Annotated in this window: 15 protein-coding genes; 9 read left to right on the top strand and 6 right to left on the bottom strand. The window is 63.2% G+C overall.

Features of this window, described 5'->3' with window-relative positions:
• Positions 1 to 9 precede the first annotated feature (9 nt).
• Both EN851_RS00785 and EN851_RS00780 read left to right on the top strand, forming a co-directional pair.
• Complete coding sequence (locus EN851_RS00785) at positions 10 to 1,308, top strand: DUF3419 family protein (RefSeq protein ID WP_135928334.1); 1,299 nt, start codon at positions 10 to 12, stop codon at positions 1,306 to 1,308.
• Positions 1,305 to 1,988, top strand: coding sequence for a class I SAM-dependent methyltransferase (locus EN851_RS00780; protein WP_135928333.1), 684 nt, complete (start codon positions 1,305 to 1,307; stop codon positions 1,986 to 1,988). Before EN851_RS00785 ends, EN851_RS00780 begins: the two co-directional genes overlap by 4 nt.
• Here EN851_RS00780 and EN851_RS00775 read toward each other — a convergent pair whose 3' ends face one another.
• A complete protein-coding gene (locus tag EN851_RS00775; RefSeq protein ID WP_135928332.1) occupies positions 1,989 to 3,368 on the bottom strand; it encodes a serine hydrolase in 1,380 nt (459 codons plus the stop codon).
• 287 nt (positions 3,369 to 3,655) lie between these two features.
• Here EN851_RS00775 and EN851_RS00770 point away from each other — a divergent pair, with 287 nt between their 5' ends.
• Together EN851_RS00770 and EN851_RS00765 are read left to right on the top strand one after the other, a co-directional pair.
• Positions 3,656 to 4,456 carry a GH25 family lysozyme gene (locus tag EN851_RS00770; protein ID WP_135928331.1) on the top strand — a complete coding sequence of 267 codons (801 nt, stop codon included), beginning with the start codon at positions 3,656 to 3,658 and terminating at the stop codon, positions 4,454 to 4,456.
• 292 nt (positions 4,457 to 4,748) lie between these two features.
• Positions 4,749 to 5,927 carry a lytic murein transglycosylase gene (locus tag EN851_RS00765; protein ID WP_127279250.1) on the top strand — a complete coding sequence of 393 codons (1,179 nt, stop codon included), beginning with the start codon at positions 4,749 to 4,751 and terminating at the stop codon, positions 5,925 to 5,927.
• 187 nt (positions 5,928 to 6,114) lie between these two features.
• Here EN851_RS00765 and EN851_RS00760 read toward each other — a convergent pair whose 3' ends face one another.
• Both EN851_RS00760 and EN851_RS00755 read right to left on the bottom strand, forming a co-directional pair.
• Positions 6,115 to 6,396, bottom strand: coding sequence for a hypothetical protein (locus EN851_RS00760; RefSeq protein ID WP_189521739.1), 282 nt, complete (start codon positions 6,394 to 6,396; stop codon positions 6,115 to 6,117).
• Positions 6,397 to 6,645: 249 nt separating this feature from the next.
• Positions 6,646 to 7,866, bottom strand: a complete 1,221-nt coding sequence (locus EN851_RS00755) for an alanine racemase (protein ID WP_135928329.1) — start codon at positions 7,864 to 7,866, stop codon at positions 6,646 to 6,648.
• Between the two features lie 278 nt (positions 7,867 to 8,144).
• Here EN851_RS00755 and EN851_RS00750 point away from each other — a divergent pair, with 278 nt between their 5' ends.
• Positions 8,145 to 9,062, top strand: coding sequence for a DMT family transporter (locus tag EN851_RS00750; RefSeq protein ID WP_135881928.1), 918 nt, complete (start codon positions 8,145 to 8,147; stop codon positions 9,060 to 9,062).
• 410 nt (positions 9,063 to 9,472) lie between these two features.
• On the opposite strand, the gene metF is transcribed toward EN851_RS00750, so the two are convergent.
• A complete protein-coding gene (metF, locus tag EN851_RS00745; protein WP_135928328.1) occupies positions 9,473 to 10,390 on the bottom strand; it encodes a methylenetetrahydrofolate reductase [NAD(P)H] in 918 nt (305 codons plus the stop codon).
• Positions 10,390 to 11,412: a metalloregulator ArsR/SmtB family transcription factor gene (locus EN851_RS00740; RefSeq protein WP_127279245.1), complete on the bottom strand. Its 1,023-nt coding sequence runs from the start codon at positions 11,410 to 11,412 to the stop codon at positions 10,390 to 10,392. Before EN851_RS00740 ends, metF begins: the two co-directional genes overlap by 1 nt.
• 177 nt (positions 11,413 to 11,589) lie before the next feature.
• Here EN851_RS00740 and tsaA point away from each other — a divergent pair, with 177 nt between their 5' ends.
• From tsaA to EN851_RS00720, 4 genes are all read left to right on the top strand, one after another.
• On the top strand, positions 11,590 to 12,114 hold the full coding sequence (gene tsaA / locus EN851_RS00735; RefSeq protein ID WP_135916652.1) for a tRNA (N6-threonylcarbamoyladenosine(37)-N6)-methyltransferase TrmO: 525 nt from the start codon (positions 11,590 to 11,592) through the stop codon (positions 12,112 to 12,114).
• Positions 12,111 to 12,425 carry a DUF2293 domain-containing protein gene (locus EN851_RS00730; protein WP_135881930.1) on the top strand — a complete coding sequence of 105 codons (315 nt, stop codon included), beginning with the start codon at positions 12,111 to 12,113 and terminating at the stop codon, positions 12,423 to 12,425. Before tsaA ends, EN851_RS00730 begins: the two co-directional genes overlap by 4 nt.
• Before the next feature lie 137 nt (positions 12,426 to 12,562).
• A complete protein-coding gene (locus EN851_RS00725) occupies positions 12,563 to 13,519 on the top strand; it encodes a D-amino acid aminotransferase (protein WP_135928327.1) in 957 nt (318 codons plus the stop codon).
• Positions 13,520 to 13,673: 154 nt separating this feature from the next.
• Positions 13,674 to 14,513, top strand: coding sequence for an SDR family oxidoreductase (locus EN851_RS00720; RefSeq protein WP_135928326.1), 840 nt, complete (start codon positions 13,674 to 13,676; stop codon positions 14,511 to 14,513).
• Between the two features lie 38 nt (positions 14,514 to 14,551).
• On the opposite strand, the gene EN851_RS00715 is transcribed toward EN851_RS00720, so the two are convergent.
• Complete coding sequence (locus EN851_RS00715) at positions 14,552 to 15,169, bottom strand: MOSC domain-containing protein (protein WP_135928325.1); 618 nt, start codon at positions 15,167 to 15,169, stop codon at positions 14,552 to 14,554.
• Positions 15,170 to 15,199: the final 30 nt, after the last annotated feature.

The following is a 15,199-nucleotide window of genomic DNA, read 5'->3' as shown; positions in this document are numbered from 1 at the left end:
CGGCCTGTCATGACCCTGCGTTACCCGCTTGCGCCAAAGCAAATGGGGAATCACTTTGCCATGACGGACGTCTCCTCGGATCTGGTTTTTCGCCGCGGCAAGGAAGTTGGAAAGGCCGTCTACCAGAACCGCGCGCTTTCGAAAGCCGGCATCTCCGAGCGGCTGTTCGCCTTCCTGTTTTCCGGCCTCGTCTATCCGCAGATCTGGGAAGACCCCGACGTCGACATGGACGCGATGCAGCTCGGCCAGGGCCACCGCGTCGTCACCATCGCCTCGGGCGGCTGCAACATCCTGGCCTATCTGACCCGCTCCCCGGCACAGATCGACGCCGTCGACCTCAACGCGGCCCACATCGCGCTGAACCGCATGAAGCTGGAGGCGGTTCGCCATCTGCCTTCGCAAGGCGACCTGTTCCGTTTCTTCGGTGCGGCGGACACGAGCCACAATTCCGAAGCCTACGACCGCTTCATCGCCCCGCATCTCGATCCGGTCAGCCGCCATTACTGGGAGCGCCGCAACTGGCGCGGCAATAGGCGCATCGGCGTTTTCGATCGTAATTTCTACCAGACCGGCCTGCTCGGCCTGTTCATCGCCATGGGCCACCGCACGGCGAAATTCTTTGGCGTCGACCCAGCGGGCATCATGCAGGCCAGCAACATCGGCGAACAGCGCCGCTTCTTCAACGAAGAACTGGCCCCGGTCTTCGACAACAAGCTTCTGAAATGGGCGACCTCGCGAAAAGCCTCGCTGTTCGGTCTCGGCATCCCGCCGGCGCAATATGATTCGCTGATCACCTCCGGCGACGGCACCATGGCCAGCGTCCTGAAGGCCCGGCTGGAAAAGCTCGCCTGCGATTTCCCCCTGGAAAACAATTACTTCGCCTGGCAGGCTTTCGCCCGCCGCTACCCGGAACCAGGCGAGGCCGCCCTGCCCGCCTATCTCGAAAGGCAAAACTACGAGACCATCCGCGGCAATATAGACCGCGTCGCCATTCATCACGCCAACCTGATCGAATTCCTCGCCGGCAAGGATGCCGGCGCCGTCGACCGCTTCATCCTGCTCGACGCGCAGGACTGGATGACCGACGACCAGCTCAATGCGTTGTGGTCGGAAATCACCCGGACCGCCTCGGCCGGCGCCCGCGTCATCTTCCGCACCGCCGCCGAGCCCAGCCTGTTGCCGGGGCGCGTCTCGACCTCGCTGCTCGATCAGTGGGACTATCAGGACGAAGCATCGCGCGAATTCTCGGCCCGCGACCGCTCCGCCATCTATGGCGGCTTCCACCTCTATGTGAAGCGCCCGGCATGAGCACGACGGAACTGCCGGCCAGCCCCGAATTCAAGGCTAACCATGCCGAACTGATGGACGGCGTCTACCGCTGGCAGCGCCACATCTATGACCTGACCCGCAAATACTACCTGCTTTGCCGCGACCGGCTGATCGCGGGGCTGGACGTGCCGCCTGGCGGCGCCGTTCTGGAACTCGGCTGCGGCACCGGCCGCAATATCATCCTGGCTGCCCGCGCCTATCCCGATGCCCGCTTCTTCGGCCTGGATATTTCGGCCGAAATGCTGGAAACGGCGAGCAAGGCGATCGACCGCGAAGGCCTGTCGGACCGCGTCGTGCTGGCACGAGGCGACGCCACCGATTTCGACGCCAAGGCACTATTCGGCAAAGGCAGCTTCGACCGGGTCTTCGTCTCCTATTCGCTATCGATGATCCCGGGCTGGGAGAAGACGGTCTCGGCAGCACTTGCCGCGCTGGCCCCGACGGGGTCGCTGCACATAGTCGATTTCGGCCAGCAGGAAGGTCTGCCGGGGTGGTTCCGCGCGTTGCTGCGCGGTTGGCTGAAGAAATTCCACGTCACGCCACGCGAATCCCTGCGTGATGTTCTGGAATCGCAGGCCGAGCGAACCGGCGCAACCTTCCGTTTTCGCACGCTTTATCGTGGCTATGCCTGGCTGGCGGTGATTGGGCCACACAGCTAGCTAGTGCAGCGCCTTCACCAGCGCCCCCACCATCGCCCGCGGGCGATAGTTGAGTTTGGCCGGCGTTAGCCCGAGCCTCACCACGACCAATTGCTCGGACGGGATGATGGCGACGGTCTGCCCGTCATGCCCTTCCATCCAGTAAGTCTCCCTGGGCAGGCCTGCCGCAACGCCGGCGCCGGGGTTTTCCTCGTCGCCCGGTGCCTCGATCCACAGCTGGCCCTTGCCGTAGACTTTCGAGGCGGGCGCCGGTTCGCGCATCCAGTCGACGAAGCCGGCCGGCAGCACCTGGTTGCCGTTCCACACCCCGCCTTGCAGCAGGAACTGGCCGAAGCGAGCCCAGTCATGCGCCGTGGCATAGAGGTAGGACGAGCCGACGAAGGTGCCTTGCTCGTCGGTTTCCAGCACCGCGCTGTGCATGCCGAGCGGCTCGAACAGAGCCGTGCGCGGCCATGTCAGCGCCTTGGCCTTGTCGCCGATCGCGTCCTGCCAGAGGCGCGACAGCATCACCGCCGTGCCGCTCGAATAGGAAAACATCTTGCCGACCTCGCCGGTGAGCGGCTTGGCTTCGGCAAAACCCGCCATGTCGGGTTCGAGATAGAGCATGCGCGTCACATCGGCGACGTCGCCATAGTCTTCGTTGAATTCCAGCCCGCTCGACATCGCCATCATGTCGGCAAGGCTGATCGCGGCGCGGCCGTCCCTCTTCCAAGGCGTAAACAGGTCCTTGTTGTCGACCGCCATCTTGCCGTCCTTGACCAGCGTGCCGACGATGGCGGCGTTGACCGTCTTGGTCATCGACCAGCCGAGCAGCGGCGTCTTGGCCGAAAAGCCGTCGCCATAGCGCTCCGCGACCACCCGCCCGTTCTTGACCACGACGATCGCGCGCATGCCGGCGCCGGCCATGGCATCGTCGCCGACGACCTTCGAGACCTCTGGATTCTGCGATGCATCGACCCGTTCGCCCTCCGGCCACGGCGCATCCTGGTTTGTCGCCGCGGGTTCGGCATGGACCGTCGTGCGCCGCGCCTTGCCGACATCGCCGTCCGGAACCGAGGCGCAGCCCAGCCCGTCGCGGGCGACCGCCTCGCTCTTGCCGAGGAAGCCGAGCAGGCCGGCCGAAACCGTCCCCCGGTTCTTGTCGACGGAGACCCGCATCAGCCGTAGCAGCGGATGGCCGGGCGCCTGCACATCGACGGCCAGCACCTCATTGGCGTCGCGGCCGGCGATGAAGACGTTGGAGCAGACGATCTTGGCCGAATAGCCCGAGCCGACGCGGATGAGTTCCGGCGGCGCGATATAGAGCCAGGCAAACAGCGCGGCGACCGCCAGCACGATCAGGCCAAGCAGCCATTTGACGATCTTGACGACGAACCGCATCCATTGCCTCCCAGGCGCTCGCCTGACCTTATGTCATCGATTTGCCGCCATTGCTTCCGCAAAATCGGTGTTCTTGTCGAGCGCCATCAACGGATTATCAACCATGATCGGCGATCACAGGGATGCATGTCGCCCAGAAGTGCGCAGCGGTTTTGGGACAACGACATGCACGAAAAACGACTATGCTGGGCGATGCGTGGGGCGATCGCCTGGAGGGGGCCAGACCAACTTCGGCCATCGGTGCACAGACCCATCAGCGACCGGCTGATTCCGGCTTGGAAGTTGCGATGCGCCGTCTTGCGGTCCTTTTCATGCTGACGCTGCTCGGCGCCTGCTCGACCGTCGACGATTTCTCGCCGCTGTCGCCGTCCGCATCGAGCAGTCCGACGGTGGCCGTGCGCGCGCCGCGCTTTGCCGATTCCAAGCCGCATGAGTGGGACAGCGGCGCGCCGTGGAACTATGCCGTCCACGGCACCGACGTCTCCAAATACCAGACCTCGGTCGACTGGCCGACGGCCAAGGCCAGCGGCATCTCCTTCGCCTTCATCAAGGCAACCGAGGGTGGCGACCGCTTCGATGAATATTTCAGCGAGCACTGGGCGCGCACCAGAGCCGCCGGCGTTCCGCGCGCTGCCTATCATTTCTTCTATTTCTGCACTCCGGCGGCGCAGCAGGCGCGCTGGTTCATCCAGAACGTGCCTGTCGACCGCTCCGCCATGCCGCCGGTTCTCGACATGGAATGGAACCCGAAATCGCCGACCTGCCGCCTGCGCCCCGACCCGGCCACCGTGCGAGCTGAGATGACCACCTTCCTCGAAATCGTCGAGCGGCATTACGGCAAGAAGCCGATCATCTACACCTCGGTCGATTTCTTTGATGACAACGAACTGTCGACCTTCCGTGGCTATCCCTACTGGCTGCGCTCCGTCGCCGGCCACCCGCGCGAAAAGTATGGCAGCCACCCCTTCACCTTCTGGCAATACACCGGAACCGGCATCGTTCCCGGCATGACCGGCAAGTCCGACATCAACGTCTTCAACGGCTCGGAAGCCGCCTGGAACAAGTGGCTGCGGCAGAACACACGTTGACCCCGTGGCAAAGGCTGCGAAGACACCAGGAATAGGGCCGCCGCAGAAGACCCGTTGACACCATGGCAACGGTAGCGAGGCCGGCTGGATTGGTGGCTGCGGCAGAAGACCCGTTGACACCGTGGCAACGGCAGCGAAGCCGTCTGGAAGAAGGGCCACCGCAGAAGACCCGTTGACACCGGGCCTGCCGCCTGCTTTTCGACACTACCAGCGGTAAAGAGTGCAACCGCTGGTAATTCAGGGCGTTGGCCTCCAGGCACGACAAAGCCCTCTTCGTTTCGAAAGGAAGCTGATGCGACTGCGTTCTCAAGCCCTCGCGGCGCTGTTCTTGTGCGCCACGGCCTTGCCGGCGATGGCGCAGGAATGCGGCGGCGATTTCGAAACCTGGAAACAGGGTGTGGCGGCGGAAGCCAAGGCTGCCGGTGTCGGCGCCGTCGGTCTCGATGCGCTGGAGGATGCCAGGATCGACGAGAAGGCTCTGGCTCGCGACCGCGCCCAGGGAGTCTTCACGCAAACCTTCGTCCAGTTTTCTAACCGCATGATCTCGGCCTACCGGCTGAAGCAAGGTGCGGCGAACATGAAGAAATACGCCGATATCTTCGCCCGCGCCGACCAGCAGTTCGGCGTCCAGGCGCCTGTCATCACCGCCTTCTGGGCGCTTGAAACGGATTTCGGCGCCGTCCAGGGTGATTTCCACACGCTGAGCGCACTGGTGACGCTGTCGCATGACTGCCGCCGCCCGCAATTGTTCCGGCAGCAACTGGTCCCGCTCTTGGAACTGATCGATCGCGGCGTGCTGCCGGCCGACGTCACGGGCGCCTGGGCCGGCGAGATCGGCCAGACGCAGATCCTGCCATCCGACTATCTTGCGCGCGGCGTCGACGGCGATGGGGACGGCAAGATCGACCTGCGAAACAGCGTGCCGGACGTGATCATGACCACCGGCAACAAGGTGCTGTCGCGCGGCTGGAAGCGCGACGAGCCCTGGATCCAGGAAGTGCGCGTGCCCGACGAGATGCCATGGGACCAGACCGGCCGCACCAACAAATTGCCGCTGACACAGTGGGCGCAGTGGGGCGTCACCAACCCCGACGGCTCGCCGCTGGTCGACAAGGGCCTGCAGGCCGGCCTGGCGCTGCCCATGGGCCGCAAGGGTCCGGCCTTCCTTACCTATGAGAATTTCGACGTCTATCTCGAATGGAACCAGTCCTTCACCTACGCGCTGACCGCGGCCAATCTTGCCGCGCGGCTGGCGGGCGCACCGCCCCTCGATCCGCGCAATCCCGAGCCGGGTCTCAACAACGACCAGATGAAGGCGCTGCAGACCAAGCTTGAGGCCAGCGGTTACGATGTCGGCACGGTCGACGGCATTCTGGGCACCAATACCCGCGAAGCCATCCGCAAGGAGCAGATGCGGCTAGGCCTGCCGGTTGATGGCTGGCCGACGCCGGAGTTGCTGGGAAAGCTGTAGCTCCCTCTTCCTTCTCCCCTTGTGGGCCTGTTGCGTAATTGGCTGGTTGTGATTCTCTGAGATGAAACTCGGATGAATCGCAATGGCGGTGAAGCAAACGGGTCAGCTTGGCGGAGGTTTTTCTTGGCGGCAAGGTGGCTGGCGGGTCTTTCGCATTTCCTCCCCAGCGCTCCGATTCTGTCGAAAATCAGCCTAAATAGCAGATAGAATTATTTTCTGGATTTATTTTCACAAATAATTTTTCCCCCACATCCATCCTGTCACTAACTTTGTGTAAATTGTCACGGAGGATAGAATGGAAAAGTCTCCCGTTAAATTCGTATCGCACTTCCAGGCAATAATCCGGAGGATCGGATCCCTGCAAAAGACGATCTATTACTGTCGCTTCGACAGATGGCCAGTGAGCAGATTTCCTTTTATAATACGCATTTTGAACATAACCAGAAACGGCAATAATAAAAGCCGCCATCAAAATAACGCCTATAAGGAAATATAATACCATAGTAGCCGCTCGATACAAACTTCCACCGACGCCCTAGACACTTCTCTTCGGCTTAGCGTCCATCGTCAAGTAGCTCTTTCGCAGGTCCATGCCGCAAGAACTCTTCGCCCCGAAGGTGCTGGACCTGGCCCGCATTGCGATTCCTCCGAGCTTCATCTCAGGGAATCACAACCAGCCAATTACGCAATAGGCCCACAAAAGGAGGAGGAAGAAAGCTTAATCCGCCATCGTCTCCAGGCTCGCAAATCCCTGTGGCGCGTCGCCCTCGTCGAAGGGCGTCGTCACCTCGACGAAAGTATCGGGATAAAAGCCATTGAAGCGTGTCCTGAGCGACAGCGAGTAAGCGCCGATATGGCCGATCTCGATCCAGTCGCCGGTATCGACGGTTTCCGGCAGCCAGAACGGCCGCGACAGGATATCGACGGAATCGCAGGTCGCGCCGCACACTTTGAACGGCACGATGTTGTTCTCGTCGCCATTGCGCGTGCGGATCGCCGGATCGGGGATGAAGCGCGCCGGCAGCGTGATCTTGCCGGTCCATGAATCCGATAGCGACGCCCAGATGCCGTCATTGATGTAGAGCCGCTTGCCCTTGCGCAGGAGCACGCGCACGATCAGCGACAGGCAGCGCGCCACGATCACCCGGCCCGGCTCCGCCACGAGCGGTACCTGGTCGAATTGATATTCCTTCAGGTCGCCGGAGAGCCGCGACATGATCTGGCCGAGCGACGGCATCTCGATCTGCTTGCGGTTGGGATCATGTCCGTATTCGGCCGGAAAACCGCCGCCGACATCGAGCCCCGCAATGTCGAAGGTCAGCCGGTTGCGCACCCAGTCGGCCGAGGCCAATGCCCGCTCATAGGTGTCGGGGTCCTCGATCTGGCTGCCGACGTGGAAGCACAGGCCGACCTTGTAGCCGGTGCGGTTCAGCCGCTCGGCGAGTTCGACCGCATAGGCCGGCCCGGCGCCGAATTTCTTCGACAGCTCGTAGGCGGCATGCCCCTTGGTCTGCACGCGCACGAAGACGGTGACCGCGCCCGGATCGATATCGAGCGCCCGCACCACCCGGGTCAGCTTAGTGATCTCGTCCTCATGGTCGAGCGAAATGACGCGGATGCCGTATTTTTCCAGCGCCAGCTTGATGTCGGACTGTGCCTTGACCGGGTGCATGTAGAGCATCTCGGCATCGGGCGAGACAGCGCGCACGGCGGCGAACTCGCCTGGGGAAGCGACGTCGAAGGCAGTGACGCCGGCCTCGACCAGCGTCTTCAGCACGATCTGCTCGCCATTGGTCTTGACCGCATAGGCGGTCTTGCCGGGGAACATGCCCATGAACTGCCTGGCATCGGCCTTCAGCACCTGCGGGCGGAAGCAATAGACCGGATCGTCCGGGCGAAGCGCCAGTGCCGCCTCGCGGGCATTCTCGAATCGCTGCATGGACGAATCCTCGACTTCGACTGCGCACAATTAATCCAAGCTAGCGGCTAGCGCATGACCCCGAAAGTCAATTTCGACTTTCATCTTGCAGCGTCCTTTGCGCGTCTCTGGAGACGCGCGGCGCTGCAATGAATACAATTCTCTGTCTCGCGCCCCCTGACGGTGCCGCATTGGCTTGTCAGAAGGCCATCGGTCCAGTTTCGGGTGGCCCTTGTCGGCGAACCGGATATGGCTTCTGCCTTGTGGTTGGCATTCCGGCCATCTGGGGGAGGATTCATATGGCAGTGACCGCTACATCTGCGTCACGTGGACCGATGGCGCTCAAGGACTGGGGCCAGTTGCTGCTGCTCGGCGCGATCTGGGGCGGCTCGTTCTTCTTCGCCCGCATCGCGGTGGCGGAACTTCACCCGCTGGTGCTGGTGCTGTTTCGCGTCGCCATCGCCGCGATCGCGCTGCAGCTCTATCTCGGCTTGCGCGGCCCGTCTTTCCGCCTCGCTCTGCCGCATGCCGGCCTGTTCTTCCTGCTGGCCTTCACCAACAACGTCGTCCCCTTCTCGCTGATCTTCGCCGGCCAGACCCAGCTCGGTGCCGGCGTCGCCTCGGTGCTGAACGCGACGACACCGTTCTGGACGCTGATCCTCGCCAATGCCCTGACCTCGGACGAAAAGCTGTCCTGGAACAAGCTCGCCGGCATCGGGCTCGGTGTCGCCGGCACCGCCGTGATGATCGGTCCCGGCCTGCTCGCCGGGCTCGGCGGCCCGGTCTGGGCCAAATTCGCGCTGATCGGCGCATCGCTCTCCTATGGCGTTGCGCTGATGGTCGCCCGCCGCTTCAAGGGCGTGCCCTCGCCGGTCGTCGCTACCGGACAATTGACGGCCTCGACCATCATCATGATCCCGATCGTGCTCTTCGCCCATGGCCCCGCCGGCCTGTTCTCCGCCTCGCCGCCGGTGTGGGCGGCGGTGCTGGCGCTGGCGCTTCTATCGACGGCCTTCGCCTATATCCTCTACTTCAACCTCGTCGCCTCGGCTGGGGCCACCAACGCCTCGCTGGTCACGCTGATCGTGCCGGCCAGCGCCATGCTGCTCGGCTTCCTGTTCCTCGGCGAACGGCTCGAACTGTTCGAGATCGGCGGCGTGGTGCTGATCGGTCTCGGCCTTGTCACCATCGACGGGCGCCTGTTCGGAAGACGTTAGTGCGCGGCATGCCCGAATCGCGGTAGCGCTGTCATGACACGCCAACGACACCATCCGGCCATAATTTATTCACAGGCATGAAGCCGGCTTTTGCCGAAGAGTTTCAACGGCTAACGGCAAAACCGAGGTCGCGAATTCCACATTTACGTCGCAATGCAGCACATTTTCCGCTTGCCTGTGGCACAAATGAACCTAGACTCCGGGGCATAGCTCTTTAAGAGGAGGCTATGTCATGGGACTTACGAGGCCAATCAACGCATTGATGATTTGTGCTGCGTTTGCTTTCATCGGCGCCCTCATTATGGGCGTCCTTCCCTGAACCCGCCAAGACGGGGAAGACCAGCACCTAATAGTCCAACCAATTCGAAAGGCCGGGTTTTTACCCGGCCTTTTGCTTTTCCAGCCGACCGTTACGCAGCAGCGGAACCCGCGACCTCCGCCTCGTGCGAGCGGATGCCGATCATGTGGCAGACGGCGAACACCAGATCGGCCCGGTTCATCGTGTAGAAGTGAAAATCACCAACGCCGCGCTCGACCAGGTCAAGCACCTGCTCGGCGGCCACCGCGGATGCCACCAGCGCATGCGTCTGTGGGTCGTTCTGCAGGCCGTCGAAGCGCTCGGCCAGCCAAGCCGGCACCAGCGCGCCGCAGCGCGCCGAGAAATTGGCGACCTGGGTGAAATTGTGCACCGGCAGGATGCCGGGCACGATCGGGATGTAGATGCCGGCGCGGCGCGCGCGCTCGACGTAACGCTCGTAGAGATCGTTGTCGAAGAAGAACTGGGTGATGGCCCGCGTCGCGCCATTGTCGACCTTGCGCTTCAGCATGTCGATGTCGGTGGCGAAATCAGGGCTTTCCGGATGCTTTTCCGGATAGGCCGAAACCGAGATGTCGAAATCGCCGGCGCCCTTCAGCGCCCCGACCAGCTCGGCGCCATTGGCGTAGCCGTCCGGATGCGGCCGGTAGGCAGCGCCGACGCCTTCCGCCGGATCGCCGCGCAAGGCGACGAAGCGCTTCACGCCCATGTCGGTGAATTCCCGGATCACAGCGTCGACCTCATGGCGGGCGGCATCGACGCAGGTCATGTGCGCCGCCGGCGTCAGGCTGGTCTCCTTCAGGATGCGGCCGATGGTGCGCGCCGTGCGCTCACGTGTCGAGCCGCCGGCGCCATAGGTCACCGAGACGAATTTCGGCTGCAGCGGCTCCAGCCTTGTGACCGTATCCCACAGCCTTGCCTCCATCTCGTCGTTCTTCGGCGGGAAGAACTCGAACGAAACCCTGACCTTGTCGCCGATATCGGGACGGCGGGAAAAACGAAACTGGTTCATCAGGCGATTTCCCCTATCGAGCTCACTCTGGTCTGCTGGCTGGCGTTGGCAGGATCGGCGATCAGCAGGCGCCGGTCGCGGCCAAGCCAAAGCTTGACGGTGAGCCTGGCCTCGTTGCCGCCGCGCGGTTCGAATTCCTGGGCATCCTCGAGATCGAGGCCGGCTTCGGAGAACCACTCCCCGATCTGCCGGTCGGAAAAGCCCAGCCGCATATGCGCATGCTCGTCGCGCAGGAACTCAAGCGCGTGCGGCGCGAAATCGACGATGACCAGACGGCCCGCCGGGCGCAGCAGCCGCGCTGCCTCGTGGATGGCGCGGGCCGGATCGTCGAGATAGTGCAGCACCTGGTGGATGGTGACGAGATCGAAGGCATCGCGCTCGACCGGCGGCGAGAAGATATCGCCCTGCCGCACCTGCGCATTCGAAACGCCGGCCTTGTCGAGATTGGCGCGCGCCACGGTCAGCATCTCGCGCGACATGTCGATGCCGATGCCGCGCCGGTAGAGCGGCGAGAAGATTTCGAGCAGCCGCCCGGTGCCGGTGCCAAGGTCGAGCATCGACTGGAACGGCCGCTTGCCGACCAGCTTCAGCATCGCGGCCTCCACGGCGCGGTCGGGCACATGCAGCGAGCGGATATGATCCCAGCTTGCGGCATTCTGCGAAAAATACTCGGTGGCGCGGTCCTGGCGCTTGCGCTTGACCGAGGTCAGCCGCTCCAGGTCACGCTCGACCTGCGGGTCGGCGCCCCGAATGCCGGAGACCAGCCCCATAACGAAGTCCCGCGCGGAATCAGCGTCCGACAGGCGGAAGAAGGCCCACGACCCTTCCTGGTAACGGCCGATCAGCCCGGCCTCGAGCAGCAGTTTCAGGTGCCGCGAGACACGCGGCTGCGACTGGCCGAGAATTTCGGTAAGGTCGGAAACGGTGAGGTCGCCGCGCGACAACAGTGCCAATATGCGCAGGCGGCTGGATTCGGCCGCCGCCTTCAGCGTATCCACCATGGTGTCGAGCGAGACATGCATTAGCGTATTCTCTTTGAAAAAGATATAAACATATGTTTATGTCGATTTTCGAAAGCACGCAAGCGCTATGTCGCTTCCGGACAAGAAAATGCCGCATGCGTGATTTTTCGGTGCATGGCGTCCAAAAACGTGTAGCGGTTTTGGAACAATGACATGCATCAGCAGGAAGATCGGCCGATGAGCGAACCGCGTGAGATGTTCGAGGCACGCGAAGGCGAGCGGAGACTGGACCAGGATCCGGCGACGATGCCGCCGGATGGCGGCATCGTCTTCATCGGCCGTATCGCCTCGCCTTGGACCACCCGGGAAAGCTGCCCGAAGAACATGCGCGCCGCACGCGAAACGGGACAGCCGGCGGTGCTGACCATCGACGCGCCCTACCGCAGCGGCCTGCAAGGCCTGGAGCGCGCCAGCCACGTCGTCATCCTGTCCTGGCTGCACCACGCACCGCGGAATCTGATCGTGCAAAAGCCCCGCCATGCGGCTGATGCCAAAGGCGTATTCGGGTTGCGCTCCCCTGCCCGGCCGAACCCGGTCGGCCTGCACGTGGCCAAGCTCGTCGCGCTCGACGTTTCCACTGGGCGCATCGACCTCGACGCCATCGACGTGCTCGACGGCACGCCGGTCATCGACATCAAGCCCTATTTCGCCTCGACCGATGCCATTGCCGAGGCGACCGTTGGGGGGCGCGAGGAGCGATGACCGCTCCGACCGGCCGCCGCCGCGCCATCGCCAAGGCGCTGACAGCACTTCTGCCGCTGGCCCCCTATGCCGACATGGAGAAGATTCGCACCGACGCCGGCTCGGTGCATATGAAGACCTTGCCGCCCACGATCGCGGTCTGGCTGGCGACGATTGCCCATATCCGTCACATGCACACCGACTACGAAAAGCTGCTGGCCGAGGGCTATGATCGCGACTCGGCGCGTTTCTTCGTCATCGAGCAGACCAACATCGTGCTCACACGCTGGCGCGCCACCCGCCTGCTCGACGCCGATGACGAGGAGGAATGAGGTTGTGCCGGGCCGCATGGCGCTCACCGCGTCATGCTGGCCGGGTCTTCATCTCGAGGATGACTGAAGTCGGACCACTGGCTCTATGCGCTCGGGCTGCCGGCAATAGCTTGTGACGCCATGGCTAGGAGCTGCCGATGAGCCAAATCGCACAAGATATACCGTCCCTGCCCCAGGTCGGCGACCACCACGTAGACCCGCATTCCTATCCCGACGGCATCGCTTTCCTCGACGGCCAGTACCTGCCGATGTCGCAAGCCAAGGTCTCGGTGCTGGATTGGGGCTTTCTGCACTCGGACGCCACTTACGATACGGTGCATGTCTGGAACGGCCGCTTCTTTCGCCTCGATCTGCATCTCGATCGTTTCTTCGGCGGGCTCGACAAGCTGCGCATGACGATCCCATTCGATCGCGATGGCGTGGCCGGGATCCTGCACAATTGCGTAGCACTTTCGGGTCATCGCGCCGCCTATGTCGAGATGCTGTGCACGCGCGGCGCTTCGCCGACCTTCAGCCGCGACCCGCGCCAGGCGATCAACCGCTTCATGGCGTTCGCCGTGCCGTTCGGCTCGGTCGCCAATGCCGAGCAGTTGCAGCGCGGCCTGCGTGTCGCCATCAGCGACAAGGTGCGCATTCCGCCGGCCTCGATCGATCCGGCGATCAAGAACTACCACTGGCTCGACCTCGTGCGCGGCCTTTACGATGCCTATGATCGCGGCGCCGAGACGGCCCTCATTCTCGACTTCAACGGCAATGTCGCCGAAGGTCCGGGCTTCAACGTCTTCCGCGTCAAGGACGGCAGACTGTCGACGCCGGCCATCGGCGTGCTGCCGGGCATCACCCGCCGCACTGTCTTCGATCTCTGCGCGGAGGCCGGCCTCTCGGCAACGGCCAAGGACGTCAGCGTGGCCATGTTGCGCGGCGCCGACGAAGTCTTCATCACCTCGACCGCCGGCGGCATCATGCCGGTGACGGAGATCGACGGTGCTGAGATCGCGGACGGCAAGGTCGGGCCGATCACCAGCCGACTGATGGCGCTCTACTGGCAAAAGCACGACGACCCTGCCTGGTCGACCCCGGTGAACTACCCCTGATTCACACGATTTCTTGTTCTGCGGGGAAGCCCCGAGTTCAAAAAGGTTCCCCTCGCCTCTGGAAAATCACCGGACAGGCCGTATATGCCCGGAAGCGGAGAAGCCTCCGTTTCCATCCAGAAATTGCGCCCGCAGGGGCAAGGGATCCCACATCATGACATCAAAGGTTTGGTTCATCACCGGTTCGTCGAAGGGCTTTGGCCGCGTCTGGGCCGAGGCCGCATTGGCGCGTGGCGATCGCGTTGCCGCGACCGCCCGTGACACAGGCACGCTCGCCGATCTCGTCGAAAAATACGGCGACAACATCGCCGCGCTAAAGCTCGACGTCACCGACAAGAAAGCCGTCGATGCCGCTATCGCCGAGGCGCACAAGCGCTTTGGCCGGCTCGACGTCGTCATCAACAATGCCGGCTACGGCCATTTCGGCGCCATCGAGGAAGTCAGCGAGCAGGAAGCCCGCGACCAGATCGAAACCAATGTGTTCGGCGCGCTGTGGGTCACCCAGGCTGCCCTGCCGATCATGCGGGCGCAGCGGTCCGGCCACATCATCCAGATCTCGTCGATCGGCGGCGTCAATGCCTTTGCCTCGCTCGGCCTCTACCATGCCTCGAAATGGGCGCTGGAAGCCTTCAGCCAGTCGCTAGCCATCGAGGTCGCGGAATTCGGCATTCATGTCACGCTGGTCGAACCGGGCGGTTTCTCCACCGACTGGTCGGGAGCATCGGCCAAGGTCTCCAAGCCGATCGAGGCCTATGCGCCTGCCCGCGCCAAGATGGCCGAGCGCCGCGCCAACTCGGTTGCCGGCGACCCCGAGGCGACAGGGCCGGCGATGCTGGCCATCGTCGATTCGGCCGAGCCGCCGCTGCGGATATTCTTCGGCGATGGCGGCCTGCCGATGATCCGCCAGGAATACGCCAACCGCCTCGCCACCTGGGACAAGTGGGACCACGTCTCCGTCATGGCGCAAGGCGCCAACACGAACCGCAAGGGCTGACATCTGGTATTTGCTGCGCCGCCTCCCGGGCGGCGTAGCTATGCCTGGTAGATCCACTGCTCCGGCACGCGCACCGAAATCTCTTCGCCGGTGCTGACGATGCCGGGCTTTTCAACCCAGGCGACCACGCCGCGCAACCGCTTCGCCGCCTTGGGAAACAATAGCGCACCGGCTTCGACATCGGCCATTCCGACGTTCTCGGCGATCGATCGTCCGGCGATACGGCATGGTCCGTTCTGGGCGTCCACCTTGAGGGTCACGCCGCCCTTGAAGAACAACAGCGTGCCGGCCGGCAGCATCGACAGATGCGGCACGTCTTCGATCACCAGATTGGCACCGATCCACTCGGGCTTGATTTCGGCGAGCCCCATCCGTTCGGCGACAACGGCCAATTCGTCCGCCGCCACGATGGACAATTGCCTTTCATTGCGCATCTCGGTGCCGCGTCGGTACCACGGCTCGCGTCCGCCCGAGCGCCGCGTCGGCCCGGCGTGGAAATCGCCCGATATGCCGTCGAAACCCAGCCGCAATTCGTCCACCGAACGCGTCTGGAAATGATCCGATGGCGCGACATAGAGCGCGGCCGCGCGGGCTGAAAGCTTCTTCGCCGGGATGATTTCGACCGGCTTCTCGGCCTCGGGGAAGAGATCCAGCATGGGCTTCAATCCTTGATGACGCGCTCTGGT

The sequence above is a fragment of the Mesorhizobium sp. M8A.F.Ca.ET.208.01.1.1 genome, assembly GCF_004791315.1.
Taxonomy (GTDB): domain Bacteria; phylum Pseudomonadota; class Alphaproteobacteria; order Rhizobiales; family Rhizobiaceae; genus Mesorhizobium.
The sequence above is the reverse complement of the archived record's forward strand: the minus strand, read 5'-3'. Positions and strand labels throughout refer to the sequence as shown.

Bases quoted from the DNA above. Each gene is read 5' to 3' on its own strand.
- EN851_RS00775 (WP_135928332.1), bottom strand. From the start codon at position 3,368: ATGCGGTTCGTCGTCAAGATCGTCAAATGGCTGCTTGGCCTGATCGTG.
- metF (WP_135928328.1), bottom strand. From the start codon at position 10,390: ATGAACCAGTTTCGTTTTTCCCGCCGTCCCGATATCGGCGACAAGGTC.
- EN851_RS00720 (WP_135928326.1), top strand. From the start codon at position 13,674: ATGACATCAAAGGTTTGGTTCATCACCGGTTCGTCGAAGGGCTTTGGC.
- EN851_RS00770 (WP_135928331.1), top strand. From the start codon at position 3,656: ATGCGCCGTCTTGCGGTCCTTTTCATGCTGACGCTGCTCGGCGCCTGC.
- EN851_RS00785 (WP_135928334.1), top strand. From the start codon at position 10: ATGACCCTGCGTTACCCGCTTGCGCCAAAGCAAATGGGGAATCACTTT.
- EN851_RS00740 (WP_127279245.1), bottom strand. From the start codon at position 11,412: ATGCATGTCTCGCTCGACACCATGGTGGATACGCTGAAGGCGGCGGCC.
- tsaA (WP_135916652.1), top strand. From the start codon at position 11,590: ATGAGCGAACCGCGTGAGATGTTCGAGGCACGCGAAGGCGAGCGGAGA.
- EN851_RS00715 (WP_135928325.1), bottom strand. From the start codon at position 15,169: ATGCTGGATCTCTTCCCCGAGGCCGAGAAGCCGGTCGAAATCATCCCG.
- EN851_RS00760 (WP_189521739.1), bottom strand. From the start codon at position 6,396: ATGGCGGCTTTTATTATTGCCGTTTCTGGTTATGTTCAAAATGCGTAT.
- EN851_RS00730 (WP_135881930.1), top strand. From the start codon at position 12,111: ATGACCGCTCCGACCGGCCGCCGCCGCGCCATCGCCAAGGCGCTGACA.
- EN851_RS00725 (WP_135928327.1), top strand. From the start codon at position 12,563: ATGAGCCAAATCGCACAAGATATACCGTCCCTGCCCCAGGTCGGCGAC.
- EN851_RS00780 (WP_135928333.1), top strand. From the start codon at position 1,305: ATGAGCACGACGGAACTGCCGGCCAGCCCCGAATTCAAGGCTAACCAT.
- EN851_RS00750 (WP_135881928.1), top strand. From the start codon at position 8,145: ATGGCAGTGACCGCTACATCTGCGTCACGTGGACCGATGGCGCTCAAG.
- EN851_RS00765 (WP_127279250.1), top strand. From the start codon at position 4,749: ATGCGACTGCGTTCTCAAGCCCTCGCGGCGCTGTTCTTGTGCGCCACG.
- EN851_RS00755 (WP_135928329.1), bottom strand. From the start codon at position 7,866: ATGCAGCGATTCGAGAATGCCCGCGAGGCGGCACTGGCGCTTCGCCCG.